This is a genomic window from Oliverpabstia sp., assembly GCF_022785585.1.
GTDB classification, from domain to species: domain Bacteria; phylum Bacillota; class Clostridia; order Lachnospirales; family Lachnospiraceae; genus Oliverpabstia; species Oliverpabstia intestinalis.
On the sequence record NZ_JALFPR010000122.1, the window covers coordinates 1 to 18,196 of the forward strand.

16 protein-coding genes are annotated in these 18,196 nt (G+C 46.7%); 3 read left to right on the plus strand and 13 right to left on the minus strand.

From position 1 onward, the window contains the following. The coding region (locus MSA64_RS08495) for a GGGtGRT protein (RefSeq protein ID WP_287891324.1) at nucleotides 1-974 on the minus strand (974 nt) is incomplete at its 3' end. Nucleotides 975-1,017: 43 nt separating this feature from the next. Then, the gene (locus MSA64_RS08500) at nucleotides 1,018-1,710 is read right to left on the minus strand and encodes an iron-sulfur cluster assembly scaffold protein (RefSeq protein WP_022173207.1); all 693 of its coding nucleotides are present in this window, start codon (nucleotides 1,708-1,710) and stop codon (nucleotides 1,018-1,020) included. Between the two features lie 312 nt (nucleotides 1,711-2,022). Between MSA64_RS08500 and MSA64_RS08505 the strand changes: the two genes are divergently transcribed. Continuing rightward, a complete protein-coding gene (locus tag MSA64_RS08505) occupies nucleotides 2,023-2,775 on the plus strand; it encodes a TraX family protein (protein WP_022173206.1) in 753 nt (250 codons plus the stop codon). A gap of 316 nt (nucleotides 2,776-3,091) precedes the next feature. Here the strand turns inward: MSA64_RS08505 and MSA64_RS08510 are convergent, their stop codons facing one another. The 9 genes from MSA64_RS08510 to MSA64_RS08550 all read right to left on the minus strand — a co-directional run bounded on the left by MSA64_RS08510 (nucleotide 3,092) and on the right by MSA64_RS08550 (nucleotide 12,927). After that, nucleotides 3,092-3,757 (minus strand): acyltransferase, encoded by a 666-nt coding sequence (locus MSA64_RS08510; RefSeq protein ID WP_154432569.1) that lies wholly within the window; start codon nucleotides 3,755-3,757, stop codon nucleotides 3,092-3,094. An 8-nt stretch (nucleotides 3,758-3,765) separates the two neighbouring features. Then, on the minus strand, nucleotides 3,766-5,841 hold the full coding sequence (locus tag MSA64_RS08515; protein WP_287891325.1) for a DNA topoisomerase: 2,076 nt from the start codon (nucleotides 5,839-5,841) through the stop codon (nucleotides 3,766-3,768). 268 nt (nucleotides 5,842-6,109) lie between these two features. Continuing rightward, a complete protein-coding gene (asd, locus tag MSA64_RS08520) occupies nucleotides 6,110-7,195 on the minus strand; it encodes an aspartate-semialdehyde dehydrogenase (protein WP_022173203.1) in 1,086 nt (361 codons plus the stop codon). A 121-nt stretch (nucleotides 7,196-7,316) separates the two neighbouring features. Further along, nucleotides 7,317-8,696, minus strand: a complete 1,380-nt coding sequence (argH, locus tag MSA64_RS08525; RefSeq protein WP_154432562.1) for an argininosuccinate lyase — start codon at nucleotides 8,694-8,696, stop codon at nucleotides 7,317-7,319. Nucleotides 8,697-8,850: 154 nt separating this feature from the next. Then, a complete protein-coding gene (locus MSA64_RS08530) occupies nucleotides 8,851-9,516 on the minus strand; it encodes an epoxyqueuosine reductase QueH (RefSeq protein WP_129257417.1) in 666 nt (221 codons plus the stop codon). Beyond that, the gene (locus tag MSA64_RS08535) at nucleotides 9,504-10,382 is read right to left on the minus strand and encodes a phosphatidylserine decarboxylase (protein WP_277663650.1); all 879 of its coding nucleotides are present in this window, start codon (nucleotides 10,380-10,382) and stop codon (nucleotides 9,504-9,506) included. Before MSA64_RS08535 ends, MSA64_RS08530 begins: the two co-directional genes overlap by 13 nt. 150 nt (nucleotides 10,383-10,532) lie before the next feature. Beyond that, nucleotides 10,533-11,159 (minus strand): CDP-alcohol phosphatidyltransferase family protein, encoded by a 627-nt coding sequence (locus MSA64_RS08540; RefSeq protein ID WP_022398791.1) that lies wholly within the window; start codon nucleotides 11,157-11,159, stop codon nucleotides 10,533-10,535. Beyond that, entirely contained in the window at nucleotides 11,156-12,259 is a 1,104-nt protein-coding gene (locus MSA64_RS08545; RefSeq protein ID WP_287891328.1) for a lysylphosphatidylglycerol synthase transmembrane domain-containing protein, read from the minus strand. The genes MSA64_RS08540 and MSA64_RS08545 overlap by 4 nt, the downstream gene beginning before the upstream one ends. After that, complete coding sequence (locus tag MSA64_RS08550; RefSeq protein ID WP_287891329.1) at nucleotides 12,256-12,927, minus strand: phosphatase PAP2 family protein; 672 nt, start codon at nucleotides 12,925-12,927, stop codon at nucleotides 12,256-12,258. Before MSA64_RS08550 ends, MSA64_RS08545 begins: the two co-directional genes overlap by 4 nt. A 236-nt stretch (nucleotides 12,928-13,163) precedes the next feature. Between MSA64_RS08550 and MSA64_RS08555 the strand changes: the two genes are divergently transcribed. Beyond that, on the plus strand, nucleotides 13,164-13,931 hold the full coding sequence (locus MSA64_RS08555; RefSeq protein WP_154432558.1) for an ABC transporter ATP-binding protein: 768 nt from the start codon (nucleotides 13,164-13,166) through the stop codon (nucleotides 13,929-13,931). Then, nucleotides 13,921-14,733, plus strand: coding sequence for an ABC transporter permease (locus MSA64_RS08560; protein ID WP_154432557.1), 813 nt, complete (start codon nucleotides 13,921-13,923; stop codon nucleotides 14,731-14,733). Before MSA64_RS08555 ends, MSA64_RS08560 begins: the two co-directional genes overlap by 11 nt. A gap of 147 nt (nucleotides 14,734-14,880) precedes the next feature. Here the strand turns inward: MSA64_RS08560 and MSA64_RS08565 are convergent, their stop codons facing one another. Together MSA64_RS08565 and MSA64_RS08570 are read right to left on the minus strand one after the other, a co-directional pair. Further along, nucleotides 14,881-15,612, minus strand: a complete 732-nt coding sequence (locus tag MSA64_RS08565) for a hypothetical protein (protein WP_287891330.1) — start codon at nucleotides 15,610-15,612, stop codon at nucleotides 14,881-14,883. A 17-nt stretch (nucleotides 15,613-15,629) separates the two neighbouring features. Next, nucleotides 15,630-18,196: InlB B-repeat-containing protein (locus MSA64_RS08570; protein WP_287891332.1), on the minus strand; the 2,567-nt coding region annotated here is incomplete at its 5' end.

Consider the following 18,196-nt stretch of genomic DNA (forward strand, 5'->3'; position numbering starts at 1 on the left):
ACTGCAACAGCTACAGTCATACCAACCATCGGGTTGTTACCTGCACCGATCAGACCCATCATTTCTACGTGAGCCGGAACAGAAGAAGAACCTGCGAACTGTGCATCGGAATGCATACGTCCCAGAGTATCTGTCATACCATAGGAAGCAGGACCTGCTGCCATGTTATCCGGATGCAGAGTACGTCCTGTACCACCACCGGATGCTACGGAGAAGTATTTCTTACCAGCTTCGATACGTTCTTTTTTGTAAGTACCAGCTACCGGATGCTGGAAACGTGTCGGGTTGGTAGAGTTACCTGTGATAGAAACGTCAACATCTTCTTTCCACATGATAGCTACACCTTCACGAACGTCGTTAGCGCCGTAGCAGTTAACTTTTGCACGAGGACCTTCAGAGTATGCTTTACGGAATACTTCTTTCAGTTCTCCTGTATAGTAATCATATTCTGTTTCAACAAATGTAAATCCGTTGATACGAGCGATGATCTGAGCAGCATCTTTTCCAAGACCGTTCAGGATAACACGCAGAGGTTTCTGACGTACTTTGTTTGCTTTCTCAGCGATACCAATAGCACCTTCAGCTGCTGCGAAAGACTCATGACCTGCCAGGAATGCAAAACATTCTGTATCTTCTTCCAGAAGCATCTTACCCAGGTTACCATGTCCCAGACCTACTTTACGCTGATCTGCTACAGATCCCGGAATACAGAAAGCCTGCAGACCTTCGCCGATAGCTGCTGCTGCTTCAGAAGCTTTTGTACAGCCCTTTTTGATTGCGATTGCTGCACCTGTGATGTATGCCCAGCAAGCGTTCTCAAAACAGATTGGCTGGATGCCTTTGATCTGATTGTATACGTCCAGACCAGCATCTTTTGTGATTTTCTCTGCTTCTTCCAGAGAAGCGATTCCATAGCTGTTCAGGACAGCATTGATTTTATCAATTCTTCTTTCATATGATTCAAATAAAGCCATTTATTTTATCCTCCTATTATATTGACGGTAAGCAGAACAGTAATTATTCTTTACGCGGATCAATGATTTTAGCTGCATCTGCAACACGACCGTACTGTCCTTTTGCTTTTTCCCAAGCTGTTGTAGGATCATCACCCTGTTTGATGAAATCAGTCATTTTGCCCAGACTTACGAACTGGTAACCAATGATGCATCCTTCTTCATCCAGTGCAATACCGGTAACATAACCTTCTGCCATTTCCAGATAACGAGGACCTTTTTTCAGTGTTCCGTACATGGTACCAACCTGAGATCTCAGACCTTTACCCAGATCTTCCAGACCAGCGCCGATCGGCAGACCATCTTCTGAGAATGCGGACTGTGTACGACCATAAACGATCTGCAGGAAGAGTTCTCTCATAGCTGTGTTGATAGCATCGCATACCAGGTCAGTGTTCAGAGCCTCCAGAAGAGTTCTTCCAGGAAGGATTTCAGATGCCATAGCTGCGGAATGAGTCATACCGGAACATCCGATTGTCTCTACCAGAGCTTCCTGAATAATACCATCTTTTACGTTCAGTGTCAGTTTGCAGGCACCCTGCTGTGGTGCACACCAGCCCACACCATGTGTCAGACCGGAAATATCTTTAATTTCTTTGGACTGTACCCATTTTGCTTCTTCCGGGATTGGTGCAGCGCCGTGATTAACGCCCTGTGAAACCGGACACATCATTTCTACTTCTTGTGAATAAATCATGTTAAGACTCCTTTCAAACTTGAAATACTTTTTTCGAGACTTATGTATCTCAAGCAAGTGAACCTACTCACCCGCTTATCATAGTTATTTTCGCATACACCCATGCGGTTAGTCCAGACAAACTTGCTTTTTTTTTATTTTTTTCCCTTTCGTTGACATTTTTTGCAGGACTGGTATACTTTTTTCAGAATATTCCGCAGGATTCCGTCACAATTTGCGTTTTATGCTTTTTCTGACGCTATTTTTCTTTATCTGTCAACATTAAGAAGGAATATCGAAAAACTCAGATTATCAAAAAACAGGAGGTTTTCTATGACCCAGTTTTCCCTGAAAAAGGGCTGCCTGTCCGGCAGTACTTTAAAAATCATCGCCATTATCGCCATGGCCATCGACCATTTCGCCGCAAGCATCATCCTCTACGGCATCCTGATGCAGCAAAATCCGTCCTTCCTGGGACACCCTGTCTCTATGACGATCCCCTGGTGGAACATTTATCAGGTCATGCGCTTCATCGGAAGAATCGGCTTCCCGGTCTTCTGTTTCTTATTAATTGAAGGATTCCTCCACACCTCCAGCAAAAAGAAATATGCCACCCGCCTGTTCCTCTTTGCCCTGGTGTCCGAATTTCCCTTTGATTATGCACTGTTCAACACCCCATTTGCTCCGGGTTACCAGAATGTCTTTTTCACTTTATTCCTGGGTCTCCTGACCATCTGGGCCATCGATACTGTAAGCCACAAAGAAATAAACCCGAACCTTCAGTGGATCGTCAAGATACTGATCGCCGCAGCCGGCTGTCTGACCGCCTGGCTCCTTCAGACCGACTACGACTACAAAGGAATCATCCTGATCCTGTTACTTTACCTGTTCCACGATCAGAAGTTTCTCTGCACTCTGGTCTCCTGCATGAGCCTCCTCTGGGAAGCCCCCGCCTGCCTCGCCTTCATCCCGATCAACCTCTATAACGGGAAACGTGGCATCTCCCTGAAATATTTTTTCTACCTTTTCTACCCGGTACACCTTTTACTGTACGGTTTGATCCTTCACTTCTGTTTTCTGAACTAATGGCGTAAAAAAGCCGGAGCAATTATCACCCAACGACAATTGCACCGGTTTTTATCTATTTTCGCCAAAACACAAGACTTGACGCGCCTTTCTCTTTCCGCATTGAAAAACCAGCCCCCGGCGGAAGCGTTCTCCTGCCAGCAACACTTTGTGGGCGGTTAGGGCAAGCTTTGAAATCCGACACTTACGGAGACTTTCGCTTGGGTCAGCTGACCCAAGTGAACATAGTCGTAGTTAGTGGCTAGTTCAAAGTTGCCCTGCCCACGTTGCTGGCGGGAGAACGCTTCCGCCGGGGGGCGTCCCCTTTTTCAATCATCTATCTTTTAGCAACAACGTCTCCCTGTTTCTTAAAGATGGCCCTCTCCGGCACAACCCCTCTAACCGAAGACAGCGGATACACATTACTCTCCCGTCCGATCACCGTCCCCGGATTCAGCACTGAATTACAGCCAACCTCAACATTATCTCCCAGCATAGCCCCAAACTTCTTCATGCCGGTCTCAATATCGAAACCATCTCCGTGCACAACCACCAGCTTCTTATCCGACTTCACATTCGAAGTGATCGATCCCGCGCCCATATGAGCCTTATAACCCAGCACAGAATCCCCCACATAATTATAATGCGGTACCTGCACCTTATTAAACAAGATCACATTCTTAAGCTCCGTAGAATTACCAACCACAGCACCCTCACCGACGATCGCACTGCCACGGATAAATGCACACTGACGCACCTCGGCATCCTTTCCGATGATACACGGACCATTTAACGCAACCGTAGGAGCAATCTTAGCAGATTTCGCTACCCAGATATCTTCCCCGATCTTATCATACTCTGCAGGATCCAGTGTATTTCCCAGCTTCACAATAAATTCTTTAATCAGCGGAAGTACTTCCCACGGATACGTCTTCCCTTCAAAAATCTCCGCTGCAATCGTCTCATTCAGATCATACATGTTCTCAATTCGAATACTTTCCATACTCATGATCATTTTCCTCCTTTTCGATAATTCCCTGCGATACTGTCGTATCGGCTTCGTAACGCCGCCTGATAATTTACCTGCAGCACTCCACCCACTTTCACCCGGATAAAATGCTCCAGTTTATCCATATATTCCCGGGAAGTAATACTTCCCTCGGCTACATAATTCAGCCCCTTCTCCCAGCTCGCGGTAAGCTCCGGATTTAACAGTGCCGGGATCGAAGCGTTAACCACTTCATAAATCATTTCTCCAAGCTGAGTCGGGGTAATTACCTGTGTTTTCTTATTCAGGCTGATATACTTGATATTCACCAGTTTCTTTAAAATCTCTGCTCTCGTTGCACTGGTTCCGATTCCACTTCCCTTGATCTGCGCACGCAGCTCCTCATCCTCGATCAGTTGTCCGGCATTCTCCATCGCCAGGATCATCGTACCGGAATTGTACCGTTTCGGCGGAGAAGTTTCTCCCTCTTTGATCTCATATCCATCGACCGGAAGAATGGCGCCCTTTTTCAGCTTTTGCAGGCAGGCAAGAAAGGCGGCATCACACTGGATATCATCCGTTTTCTCCTCTGCATTTTTCGCATCCTCTTCTTTCTTTCCGGATGGTACGTTGGCCACCTTCAGATACCCTTCCTCCACCAGTACCTTGAAACTCGAAAACAGCTTCTCTTTTCCGACCGCCGACACCAGGCTCACCTTCTGATACACCGCCGCCGGATAAAACACACTCAAAAACCGGCGAACGACCACCTGATACACTTTCTGTGAAATCTGCGGCAGTCTGCCAAGATTCTGCAGTCCCTGACCGGTAGGAATAATCGCATAATGGTCTGTGATCTGCTTGTCATTGACATATCTGGTCTTTTCGATCCCTTGAAAACTTCCCGCCTCCAGGATCTCCTGTGCAAACGGTGCTGCCATCTGGTATCTCGTTAAACCCTTCAGGTTTCGGCTTATCTCCTTGGCAACTGCAGTGGAAAGCACACGGGCATCCGTTCTTGGATATGTCACCAGCTTCTTTTCATACAGTTCCTGCACCACCCGCAATGTCTCGTCCGGACTGATCTTGAACATCCGTGAACAGTCATTCTGCAATTCTGCCAGGTTATACAAAAGCGGTGGGTTCTTCTTCTCTTTTTTCTTCTCGATCTTCTCAAGTACCGCCTGATGCACCGGAGCTGTCTGCTGTGCCATTCCGTTGGAACCGGAAAGTTCATTCGTCACACTGACTGCACTCTCCCGTTCCAGAATGCCTTTCAGTTCTTCCGCCCGGTTTCTGTCCTTGAAACCATTTTCCTTATACAGATCCGGTGACTGAAAATACCGGCTGCCTTCCACAGCACGCCATTCTCCGTCGAAGCTTCTTCCTTCCAACAAGAATTTTCCAAGCACCCGGTAAAACGGTGTTTTTACGAATTCACGGATCTCCCGCTCTCTTCGCACTACCATTCCAAGTACACAGGTCATGACCCGTCCCACGGAAATCACCTGATATTTATTTCCCAGATAGTTGGACACGCTGTTTCCATACCGCAGTGTCAGGATCCTGGAAAAGTTAATACCCATCAGATAGTCTTCTTTCGCCCGCAGATATGCCGATGCACTCAGATTATCATAAGCACTCAGATCCTTCGCTTCTTTGATTCCGCGGATGATCTCCTCTTCCGTCTGGGAATCGATCCAGACACGTTTCTCTTTCTTTCCCCTGACGCCGGCCATCTGTGCCACCAGACGGTAGATATACTCTCCCTCTCTTCCTGAGTCGGTACAGACATAGATGGTGTCCACATCCGGGCGGTTTAACAGTCCCCTGACAATCTCAAACTGCTTTTTTACTGACGGGATGACTTCATACTTGAACTCCCCGGGCAGAAAAGGCAGAGTTTCCAGAGTCCAGCGCTTATACTTGATATCATAGGCTTCCGGATAACTCATCGTCACCAGATGACCCACACACCAGGTGACAATGGTATTTTCCGATTCCAGATATCCGTCATGCCGCGTGGTCTTCACCTTTAACGCTTTGGCAAATTCCTGGGCTACGCTTGGTTTCTCTGCGATAAATACGGATTTATTCATATAAATTTAACCCTTTCTCGTCTCTTCAGCGTCCCTGCGATATAAAAATCTCACAGGGGCAACAAAGAGTATACCGTTTTTCTTCCGGAAATTCAAGTGCACTCCGGAACTTGCCTGGTTTCTATATTGAAATCGTTACTGTTCGCTCCGTGCCCAGCAACACGCTGCGCGATGCACAGAATCTTACAGGAAAGCAATTTCCTGTAAAGTAAAAAATCCCGGGCATGCAACACACCCGGGATTTTATTTTTCTTATTTGCATTCTTATTTATTTTGCCTGAATATATCCTTTTGCTTTCAGAGTCTCTGCACACAGAACAGCACCGCCGGCAGCTCCTCTTACAGTATTATGGGACAGACCTACGAATTTCCAGTCGTATACAGTGTCCTCTCTCAGACGGCCTACGCTGATTCCCATACCGTTTTCGAAGTTGACATCCATCTTAACCTGTGGACGGTTGTCTTCTTCCAGATACTGGATAAACTGCTTCGGAGCACTCGGAAGTTCTGCTTCCTGTGGGAATCCTTTGAAGTTCACCAGTTTTTCAATCAGCTGTTCTTTGGTAGGATTCTTTCTGAATTTTACAAAGACTGCTGCGGTATGTCCGTTCAGTACCGGAACACGGATACACTGGCAGGTGATCACCGGTTCGCTGGCTTTTACGATCTGACCGTTTTCTACTTTACCCCAGATACGAAGCGGTTCCTGTTCACTCTTCTCTTCTTCCCCGCCGATGTATGGGATGATGTTTTCTACCATTTCCGGCCAGTCTTTGAAGGTTTTACCTGCTCCGGAGATTGCCTGGTATGTAGTAGCAACTACTTCGTATGGCTCGAATTCTTTCCATGCAGTCAGAACCGGTGCATAACTCTGGATGGAGCAGTTTGGTTTTACTGCGATGAATCCGCGTGTGGTTCCCAGACGTTTTTTCTGAGATTCGATAACCTCAAAGTGTTCCGGGTTGATCTCCGGCACTACCATTGGTACATCCGGTGTCCATCTGTGAGCACTGTTATTGGAAACAACCGGTGTTTCAGTTTTTGCATATTCTTCCTCGATCGCTTTGATTTCCTCTTTGGACATATCTACTGCTGAAAATACAAAATCAACGGTGGAAGCTACTTTTTCCACTTCATTTACATTCATAACTACCAGTTTTTTTACAGCTTCCGGCATCGGAGTATCCATTTTCCAGCGTCCGCCTACGGCTTCTTCATATGTTTTTCCTGCACTTCTCGGGGATGCTGCTACAGTTACTACTTCAAACCATGGGTGGTTTTCCAGCAGAGAAATAAATCTCTGTCCTACCATTCCTGTTGCTCCTAAAATACCTACTCTTAATTTGCTGCTCATTGTGATTTCACTCCTCATTCTTCTTACTCAATGCACAACCGTAACTTTTTGTATTTCTCTCGCGTACATTTGTATTTACTTGGTAATACTATACCAGTTTTCTGAAAAAATCAACACTTTTTTACTTTTCTTCCAAATATTTTTTATTCCACTCTACCACCTTTGCCATGGCATCCGGTCCCGGAGCACCGATGGTCATACGTTTTTCCACACAGGTTTTTATGCTGATGGCTTCGTAAATATCTTCTTCAAATACCGGACTGATCGCCTTGTATTCTTCCAGGGTCATCTCGTCCAGCGGAATTTTTTTGTCCAGGCAGTACAGCACCAGACGGCCGACAATGCCATGTGCATCACGGAACGGTACTCCATGATTTACCAGATAATCTGCTGCATCCGTTGCATTGGTAAATCCGTGTTTTGCACTGTTTTCCATCACATCTTTACGGAACTTCATTGTGGAAACCATACCTTCAAACAATGCCAGACACCCTTTTACGGTATCAATCGCGTCAAAGGTCAGTTCCTTGTCTTCCTGCATGTCTTTATTATATGCCAGCGGAATTCCCTTCATGGTTGTCAGAATCGACATCAGCGCGCCATAAACACGGCCGGTCTTTCCTCTTACCAACTCGGCGATATCCGGGTTTTTCTTCTGTGGCATGATACTGCTTCCGGTACTGTAGGCATCATCGATCTCCACAAACTGATACTCGTTGGAGTTCCAGATGATGATTTCCTCGGAAAAACGGCTCAGATGCATCATGATCGTGGACATGGCAGATAACAGTTCGATCACATAATCTCTGTCTGCTACGGAATCCATACTGTTCATCGTAGGACCGGCAAATCCCATCAGTTCGGCACTGTAGGCACGATCCAGCGGATAGGTGGTTCCTGCAAGTGCTCCGCTTCCCAGTGGGCAATAGTTCATTCTTTCGTAAATGTCTGCAAGACGACCTCTGTCCCTGCGGAACATCTCAAAATACGCACCCATATGATGTGCCAGTGTGATCGGCTGTGCTTTCTGCAGATGGGTGAATCCCGGCATATAGGTATGCAGATTTTCTTCCATGATCTTATTCAGTGTCACCAGCAGTTTCTTCACCAGTTCGTCCAGTTCTTTGATCTCGTCTCTGACATACAGTTTCATATCCAGCGCTACCTGATCATTTCTGCTTCGTCCGGTGTGCAGTTTCTTACCTGCGTCACCAATCCGGTCGATCAGATTGGCCTCCACAAAACTGTGGATATCTTCGTACTCACTGGTGATCTCCAGTTTACCGGCATCCACATCCGCCACGATACTGTCCAGTCCGGCGATGATCTGATTTTTCTCATCTCCTGTCAGAATCCCCTGTTTTGCAAGCATCGTCACATGTGCTTTGCTTCCCTGTACATCCTGATGGAAAAACTTCTGATCAAATCCGATGGATGCGTTAAAATTATATACAAGTTTGTCCGTTTCTTTTGTAAAACGGCCTCCCCATAACTGTGCCATATTGTTTCCTCTCTTCCCTGTATTTTCCGGCAGACTTCTTTTCCTGTTCCTCACTTAAATTATTCGGGAATCCGCGGATTCACTGCCATTTACTTTCTCATAGTAAAGTCTGAAATCATTCTATCATTAATCCTGTGTCGGCGCAAGTCGCTTTTTATATTCCGTTATTCTGCAAGATTTCCTGCTCGATCCGGGCTTTTTGCTCTTCACGCTCCCGCATCGAGAACACACATCCGCAGTAATCCTGCCGGTACATCCCGTATTCTTTTGACAATTCTGTGGATCGTTTGTACCCGTTCTTCTTCTTAAAATCCGACGGCAGCCACGCCACTTTTGTATCCCGACACAGTTCTTCTCCGATCTCATTTAATTTCTGTGCATTTTTCATCGGACTGATCGTCAGCGTAGTCGTCACATAGTCAAATCCACCCTTCTCGGCCTCTTTGATCGCCTCCGACAGCCGCAGACGGTAACAGGCAAAGCACCGCTCTCCACCCTCCGGGATCTTCTCCATGCCTTTTACTGTCTCATAAAACCGTTCTTTTTCATAGTTGCCTTCCAGAAAAGAGATTTTATGTTTCGCAGGCAGAAGACCGATAAACCGCTCCTGTTCTCTCACCCGTTTCCAGTATTCTTCTTCCGGATAAATATTAGGATTGTAATAAAACACCGTGATTGCAAAGTCCTCACTCAATGTCTCCAGACAATAACTGCTGCACGGCGCACAACAGCTGTGTAAAAGCAAGGCAGGAACTTTCTGCTCCTGCCTGTTGTGTGCGATTTCATTTTCCATTAATTTCTGATAATTTATTTTCTGCATTTTTCCACCTTATCTCCTACAGCCTCTCCCTGGGTTACTTTTGTTTCGTAACCGTCCCGGCTGTTGTCCAGAAGATCCTGATCCGGCTGAACCTGTCCCCGCTGATAAAGCACCACGATCGTAGAACCACCGAATGCAAATCTTCCCTTTTCCTCTCCCCGGTGTACAAACGCTTCTTCCTGAGCATTCTCGATCTTCCCCACCATCAGTGCACCAACCTCCATCTGCAGGACGGTTCCTGCATCGGTTGTCCTGATCAGGCAGAACTCTCTGGTATTTTCCTTATAGATCGGCTCCAGATCGTTTGCAATCGGGTTAACCGTATGGAAGATTCCGGGTATCTTATAGTTGCCGGATTTTTTTCCGGTTTCTGTATAAATATACCTGTGATAGTCGTCCACTGTCAAGCGGTAAACGAATCCATAGCCGCCTTCATAGGCACGAGCCAGTTTTTCACTCTTTAACAGTTCTTTTACCGTATACGGTGTATGCTTGATCTTCATGATCCCGTACTCCGTGATCGGACAGACGGTAAGTTTGGCATCACAGGGACTGATGATCCGCGCCGTATCTTCTTCCACCGGACGTTGTCCCGATTTCAGCTTTCTCATAAAGAAATCATTATAGGAGGTAAATCTTCGTTTGACCCAGCCGGACTGATCCATCGGATGTCCTTTTAAGAATAACGGGATCAGCCAGCAGGATGCTTTCTGGCTCAATATCCAGCCACCCATTCTGGAAACCCACGGATGTACCAGCACTTTTACCACCGCACGCCCCGGTACGCTTTTATATAATTTTTCCAGAAAACGATCCTGCAATCCGGTTTCTTCCCAGCGATTTCCGTATCGATCTGCGTATTTCATATGTTCTCTCCCTTTTACATATATGTTCTCGGAATTATTCTGTACCTGACTTTTCGAAAAAACATGTATAAAACACAAGCCAAAATGTTATCGTATGTCATCTGCAATACTCCGTAATATATTTCGGCTTTTGATCATCATTATTAAAAGCTAAAAAATATGAAAGATTTTTAAGATTGCCAGGGCAACAACGCCGACCAGGACTGCCAGTGTGGAATTCCTGGGTTTTTTCACCTGGATATTCGTCACAAACAGCGTACCGACAACAAACATAGCCACATGAAGTGCCACTGCAAAATGGTTCCTCAGCACCGTATGCAGCACAAACACCAGCGGCAACACGACAGCGATCGATGTGATTGGCAGACCGCTGTAATATTTTCTCACTTCCTCCGTCTCTTCCTGACGTTTTGTCTCACAGACATTAAAGTAGCCGAGACGGACCACACCATTCATTCCATACCATGCAAGGATCACGATACCAATCGGTCCTCTCATACCAAGGCTGTAGGCCAGCAGAATCGGAAATGCCCCAAAGCAGACCATGTCACACAGGGAATCGATCTGAATACCAAAACATTTTTCATCATCCGTACGGTCTGTCTTTCTTCTGGCGATTTTTCCGTCAAACATGTCACACAGTCCCGAAAGAGCCAGGCACAACACTGCCATCTTATACCACCCGTTCACAGTAAACAACATCCCCGCAATGGAACAAAACAGACTGATATACGTCAGAATCACCGTGTAATTGTAATAACCAATAAAACTTATCATGAGTTCCCCCTCTTTCTTTCGTATCCTTTTCCCTTTTCCTGTATCGTTTTCAGCTTTTCGCTGATCTTTTCTCTGTGTTCTTTTTCATTACCAAGAAACAGCTGCGCAGCTACAGTCATGACTGCACTGATCAATAGCTCTGTGTAATAACTCAGTCCACGGCTCAGGATAAGTCCCGCCAGAACCTTTACCTGCCCGAAAATCCCTGTAAACAGCATGGAAAACAGCTTTTCTGAGATTCCCATACCTCCGGGCAGCGGGAGCATATCCACAGCCACGAAAATCATACCCTGAAGTATTACAATATCATACATACTGTACTGATGTAAACCAAAAGATCGATAAACAAAATATGTTACAAAAAACAATGCAACACGCTGCAGACAGGTGATCAGAAACACGATGCCTACCACTCCCGGATGATTTCTCAGATATTCTGCTGTTTTCTGATACTCGACCATGGATCCTTCCAGTTTTTCCAGACGGGAGGTCTTCTTTTTCAGGATATGCATTTTTACAAGAACTTCATGTCCTTTTACCAGAATCTGCCGCATCAGCTGCGGATGAAAAGTCAGAAGCAGCATAAATATCACACAGAATACATTCAGCCACAGTCCCAGCCACATCACCGGCATCACATTCTGCATATAGGTATCTGTGATCCGCGGCTGAAAGAACAGTACAAATAATCCAAGCAACACCAGTACCAGTTTGTAGGTAATGGTTACGATCATCAGTACTACGGAGGATACCGAGATCGGAATCTTTTCTTTTTTCAGATATACCATCTGCATCGGCTGCCCGCCACTTGCCGATGGTGTAATACAGCTGAAAAAGAAGCCTACCGAAGAGATCAGAAAACACTTCCACTTTTTCAGCCGGATCTGCAGAGTATACAGCAGATAATGTATAATAATCGACTCTCCCCAGATAAAAAATATCACACAGATGACTGCCGGGAAGAGATAGCGATTATCCGCTTTTTTGACATTTTCCCAGATCAGTCCCAGATCTTCTCCATGAAAGACACCGTACAAGGTAAGACCAAGCACCAGAAACAGGAAAATACCGTTTCCTATGATTTTTTTCTTATTTTTCATATCCGTTTTTTCTCCATCCACAGACGGAACCGTTCTGTTTTTTTCCAGCGGATCACACATATATAGCTGAGTTCCGCAAGTGCTATCCCTGCTGCCACATCCAGAATCCCGTGCTGTTTTGTAAATAACGTGGATGCACAGATTGCCGCAGCCCAGATCCAGGTGATCGTCATATACCAGCCCGGTACTTTCCGGATATTCCGAAGTACCACCACGCAAAACCAGCTGTCCATACAGTGAATCGACGGAAACAGGTTCACTGCTGCATCCATCTGATACAATTCCACAAGCATCCGGCTCCAGAAGTCCGTTCCCACGATCTCCGGCCGAAGATTCGTTGTCGGAAAACACAGGTAAAAGATCCCGCATACTGTCTTGGCCAGAAGCTCTGCACATAAAAACAGACAGGCTTTTTTCTTCCCATAATAACCCATCAGCAGAAAATTAACTGCACAGAACAAGAAAAACGAAAAATAGATTCCCACAAACCAGGGGATTACCGGAATCTGATTGTCCAAAGATATTTCGATATTCCGGGCTTTCGTATGAGTTCCCATCCACTGACCACTATAATAGATCAGCGAATTATACAGCAGATTAAACACCAGCATCAGCAGATAAGTTCGTGAAATCCACTGACCGGTCCGTATTTTATTCCATATTGTCATATTCTTTTCCTTTCTCCGGGACTTTACAGGACTTTATTATAACAGTTTTCACCATCGTCACAACCGATTTTCGGAAATCTTACACTTTCGTAAGCAAATCTTAATATATGACCATTCGTTGTCTTTTTCATATAATAAACTATAGTGTATTCCCTGACTCTTGTTTTCTCTGCTTTTAGTGCATTTTGCCTGTTACTGTGGGAATACATAATTCCAGGTACACGGAGGTTTTTTCTATGCCTGCTTTATTGGAACTTGACCATGTCGGACTGTCGTATCACACACTCTCCGGAGAGATCCAGGCGCTCTCACAAATCAGTTTTTCCGTTCAGGAAGGCGAGTTTGTCTCTCTGGTGGGACCCAGTGGATGCGGAAAAAGTACCGTCCTGAATCTGATAGCCGGACTTCTGATACCGGAACAGGGACAGATCACCATGCAGGGACTTCCACGGGAACATTCTGTTCTCTCTGTCGGATATATGCTGCAGAAGGATCATCTTTTCGAATGGCTGACCATCTATGAAAATGTCCTTCTTGGTCTTGAAATTCAAAAAAGGAAAACAAAAGAATCCCTCTCACACGTTGACCGTCTCTTACAGGAGTATGGTCTCTGGAACTTTCGTTTTTCCCACCCTTCCCAGCTTTCCGGCGGGATGCGACAACGGGCCGCACTGATCCGCACCCTCGCCCTGGAACCTGCACTTTTGCTTCTCGATGAACCTTTCAGCGCACTGGATTATCAGACCAGGCTTTCTGTCAGTGATGACATCTGGAAGATCCTGCGTAAAGAAGGGAAAACCGCGCTTTTGGTCACCCACGATATCTCCGAAGCCATCAGCATGTCTGATCGGGTCATCATCCTCTCGAAAGCCCCTGCCTGCGTCCGGTGCGAGATTCCTGTTTTTACTGTTCTTACTGACCGCACTCCCATGCAGATGCGAAATGCCCCCGAATTCAAGCAATATTTTCAACAGATCTGGAAGGAGTTAAATCATGATACCTGATTCATCTGCACAACAGTCTTTTTTACGAAAACACAAAAAAAGACAGCAGTTTATCCGCCTGATGCGGCTGGCTGTCTTTCTGGTTTTTCTGCTACTCTGGGAGGTCAGTGCACGGCTCGGGTTCATCGATTCCTTTATCTTCGGAAGCCCCGGTCAGGTATATCTTGCTTTCCGGACCTTGCTTCTGACAAACCATCTGCTCTCACATATCGGGATCACAGTGTTTGAAACACTTGCCAGTTTCTTTCTGGTCGTAGTTTTCAGTCTCTTTTTTTCTGTTCTCCTCTGGCTCTGTCCACGTCTGGCAGCGATTCTGGAACCTTACCTTGTGGTGCTGAACAGCCTTCCAAAGTCTGCACTTGCCCCTTTGCTGATCGTGTGGCTGGGAGCCAGTTATAAAACCATTATCCTTGCCGGGATCTCCGTTGCGATCTTCGGCTCCATCCTGAATCTGTATACCAGCTTTACGGAAATTGATCCTGATTCTCTGAAGCTCATCCGTACCCTCGGTGGAAAACGGAAAGATGAACTTCTGCGTGTGGCACTGCCCTCTTCGGTCCCTTATCTTCTGAGCGTTATGAAAGTCAATATCGGGCTCTGTCTGGTTGGTGTGGTCATCGGTGAATTCATCGGAGCCAGGCAGGGACTGGGATTTCTCATTATCTACAGCAGCCAGATCTTCAAACTTGACTGGATGATCCTGTCGATCATTCTCCTGTGCATCATCGCCATGATTCTCTATCAGGCGGTCAGTCTGGTGGAAAAACGGGTGGTACACACCTGCGGAGCAGACCGTTCCTGATTTACGCGAGTAACAAGCCAACGTGCATACTCACATGAGACCCTAGCGACTGCCTCGATAATCAAAATTGATCCGCCTGAAAAAGGGCAGGTAAACCGATTTTTGTGGTTCATCTGCCCTTTTTCGCTTTTCTTTCTGTCTGCTTATCTATTCTCCGTGTTTTCTTTTTCTCCGGTTGTCTGCCAGAATCAAAAGTACCGCACCAGATACAATTGCCGCCATAAAATACCTTACATTCTTTTGCAGATCTGTCGTCTTTGCCGCTGCCGTTCCATTCGTCGTGCCTGTCAGATCCGCCTTTGTTCCCTGACTGTTTCCCGTTGATACATCCGTTTTTGTCCCGGAATTGCTGCTGCCGGAAGTACCGTTATTTTTTGTATCGATCGGCTTTTTATCTGTAGGTTTTGTGTCCGCAGGTTTTTTATCTTCCTGCTCACCGCCTCCGGTGGAATCGTCTTTTTTATCATCTTTTCTGTCGTCTTCCTTGCTCTCTTCCGTCTCCACGACAAGTAACTGATCTTCATAGACTTCCGGAAGTGTCAGCATCCCGTCTTTCAGCTGATCCGTCACATCCTCTCCGTTTACCAGCACTGCTGTGATCTTCCATCCTTTTTTCGGCTGGATCTGAAACTGCGGGCTAGAAAAGCGCTCCACCGCGTAAGTCACCGTCTCCTGTGTTTCCTCATCGTCACCCTCCTCATGCTGATAGCTCACCTGCGCATGTTCGGATCGTATCGTGACCATGTAGGTATCCGGTACTGTCGTGTTGATGGTGCTTTGCTGCGTAACGGACGAAGTACCTGTCTGCGCAGCCTCTGCCGCAACGGGTATGGAGAGGCACAGGCAAATCCCTATCAGAATAATTGCTGCCTTTTTCATCTGTCCATCCTCCTGCTCTAATCTGTCGCATCCACATAGGATATCTGAAAAGTAACCGTATCCGCATAGGAGCCTGACGGTGCCTTTTTCCAGGATTCTCTGTCGATCGTGATACCAAGCACCGTCTCTTCCCCATACCAGCCCATGAAAGTATAACCTTTCCGCATGGATGATGCCGGAATCGCTGCACCCTGTTTCATCTGCTGCTGTTTTGGTTCCGTTCCGTCATTATTTTCCAGCTGTAAGGTATGTACCTCACGTTCATACAGATACTCGATCACCAGTACCTTTCCGCCTTGGATCTGTCCGGTCTGTGGCTGCGGAGATATGTATCCTTCGAACTTGCGTACTTCCGGTGTAATCACATCCTCGGTCCTGCCTAACAGAGATTCCATGGATGCAACCGTATAGCCGTTATCGTTTGCGTTCTGCAGGCTGTATTTTACCCAGTAATACGTTGCTCTCGGTTCCCATTTTGCGTAAATCGTACTGTTTTGGGCCGGAACCGTTCCGTCAAATACTTTCGTAAGACCTGCATCCTGATACCAGCCGTCGAAGGAATAGCCTGCCCGTTCCGGCATCTCTTCCACCCGGGTTCCGTAAAGGTATGTCTTTTCGGTCGCCGGATCTCCGTTATTTGTCACCATGGTTACCTGATAGGAATTACGCCGGTAGCGGTAGGTGATGGTATCCGGATCATCGGAAACAGTCAGCGTACATCTCTGTTTTTCCGGTGCAGTAAATCCATCATACGCCTTTACTTCCGGTTCCACCGAATCTCCGGCTGTTCCGGTAAAGGTTTCTGTCTCTGCCGTCTCCCAGGTATCCGATCCGTCTGCACACTGTAACTGATGGATCACCTGATAGGTCTTCTTTCCAGGCTCCCACTTCGCATACAGGGTCAGTGCATGCATCGGCATGGTTTTTCCTTCAAAGGAAACCGTCAGGGCTGCGTCTTCATACCAGCCGGCAAATGCATGTCCGGAGTATTTCGGAACCTCCGAAATAACTGCTCCATACATCACATCTGCTGTCTCATCGGCTTCCCCGTTATTTTTCACATAAGTAACCGAATAGCTGTTTCTGTCATAGTAGTACTGCATGCATGCCACATCGTAGCCGGTCACCCATAAGGTCTGCGCTTCCGAAGACTGGAATCCCGGATAAGATTTCACTTCCGGTGTCACCTCGGTATCCGTCAGGGCTGTCTTTGTCTCTTCTTCCACCAGGATATACGAACTCGGATCGAATGGATTCTGCTGGTAATGTTCCACGCGGTACTCACTCGGAACCGGGGTCCATTTTCCATAGATTTTAAAACCATCGTTCCAGGCATCCGGTTCCTCTGTGTTCGCATCCACTGACGGCATGATACCGTCAAAAGGATTCTGATGGTTACCGTCTGTATACCAGACTTCGAAAGTATATCCTGCCCGATCGTTCTGTCTTTCTACTACAGCTTTTATCTCGCCGATCGGTGTGCCATATGGTACATACTGAACCCGGGCAAATTCTTTTCCGTCGGGATTTCCAGTCACTTCCAGAAGAAGCAGGCCGGTATTTCTTGTGTAATAATAATTCACCACAAGGCTTCCGTCACCAAGAACTTCCACCGTCTGTTTTTCCGGTGCGCTGAATCCGGTATACGATTTCACTTCCGGCGTTACGCTGTCTCCTGCATGTGCAGCAAAGGATTCTTCCTCTGTCAGTTCATAGTTTTTCGCATTAAATTCCCGTTTATAAGGAATCTCTTCATTTCCGGTAATGCTCCAGAGTTTTTCCTGGTAATGTCTTACCATATAATTGACCGTCTGCTGTTCCCATTTTGCATAAACCGTAAGATCGTGATCCGGCATCGTCTCTCCAAAGGACTGCTGATACTCTTCATCCAGATACCATCCTTCAAAGGTATAGCCTTCTCTCACCGGTACCGGAACGCCGATTCTCTCTCCCGGTCTTGCTGTCAGGGTCGTTTCGTCTAACGTTCCACCTTTCGGATCGTACGTCAGTGTATAGGTGTTCAGATCATAATAAACCTTCAGCACCAGACTTCCGTCTGCTTTTACTTCACCGCTGGCAAGCTCGCCTTTCCGGTGGTAGACCACAGAACTGTAATCCCCCTCCGGCGCGGTGACCGTCTCACCGGTGGTTCCGGTCATGGTTTTGATCTCACTTAAGGTATATCCGCCTTCTTCCGGTTCTTCCACGTAGTACCTCACTGCGTACGGGATACCGTCGGAAGCTTTCCATGTTGCGGTATAGGTCATATTTCCTGCCGGCACACTCTCCGGTACTTCCGGGGACCAGCCCTGGAATTCATATCCCGGTCGATACACTGCCGGAGCCGTCAGGAATGTTCCATAGCGATAGTCATCACTTGCGACCGTCTCTCCGTTTTCTTCCATCGGGAAGGTGAGATGATACTCTGCTCGTGGATAATAATATTTGACCACGGTTGTTCCGTCTGCCCGTACCGTCTCGGTCTTTTCCTTCGGTGTTTCGTATCCTTCGTGTTCTGCAGGTTTCGGTGTCACTTCCGTGTCGGTCAGTCCGCTGTAACTGATCGGATCCTGTGCCTCATAGA

Excerpts from the sequence above, each read along its gene's own strand:
- MSA64_RS08500 (WP_022173207.1), bottom strand. The coding sequence starts at position 1,710 with ATGATTTATTCACAAGAAGTAGAAATGATGTGTCCGGTTTCACAGGGC.
- MSA64_RS08505 (WP_022173206.1), top strand. The coding sequence starts at position 2,023 with ATGACCCAGTTTTCCCTGAAAAAGGGCTGCCTGTCCGGCAGTACTTTA.
- MSA64_RS08510 (WP_154432569.1), bottom strand. The coding sequence starts at position 3,757 with ATGGAAAGTATTCGAATTGAGAACATGTATGATCTGAATGAGACGATT.
- MSA64_RS08515 (WP_287891325.1), bottom strand. The coding sequence starts at position 5,841 with ATGAATAAATCCGTATTTATCGCAGAGAAACCAAGCGTAGCCCAGGAA.
- asd (WP_022173203.1), bottom strand. The coding sequence starts at position 7,195 with ATGAGCAGCAAATTAAGAGTAGGTATTTTAGGAGCAACAGGAATGGTA.
- argH (WP_154432562.1), bottom strand. The coding sequence starts at position 8,696 with ATGGCACAGTTATGGGGAGGCCGTTTTACAAAAGAAACGGACAAACTT.
- MSA64_RS08530 (WP_129257417.1), bottom strand. The coding sequence starts at position 9,516 with ATGCAGAAAATAAATTATCAGAAATTAATGGAAAATGAAATCGCACAC.
- MSA64_RS08535 (WP_277663650.1), bottom strand. The coding sequence starts at position 10,382 with ATGAAATACGCAGATCGATACGGAAATCGCTGGGAAGAAACCGGATTG.
- MSA64_RS08540 (WP_022398791.1), bottom strand. The coding sequence starts at position 11,159 with ATGATAAGTTTTATTGGTTATTACAATTACACGGTGATTCTGACGTAT.
- MSA64_RS08545 (WP_287891328.1), bottom strand. The coding sequence starts at position 12,259 with ATGAAAAATAAGAAAAAAATCATAGGAAACGGTATTTTCCTGTTTCTG.
- MSA64_RS08550 (WP_287891329.1), bottom strand. The coding sequence starts at position 12,927 with ATGACAATATGGAATAAAATACGGACCGGTCAGTGGATTTCACGAACT.
- MSA64_RS08555 (WP_154432558.1), top strand. The coding sequence starts at position 13,164 with ATGCCTGCTTTATTGGAACTTGACCATGTCGGACTGTCGTATCACACA.
- MSA64_RS08560 (WP_154432557.1), top strand. The coding sequence starts at position 13,921 with ATGATACCTGATTCATCTGCACAACAGTCTTTTTTACGAAAACACAAA.
- MSA64_RS08565 (WP_287891330.1), bottom strand. The coding sequence starts at position 15,612 with ATGAAAAAGGCAGCAATTATTCTGATAGGGATTTGCCTGTGCCTCTCC.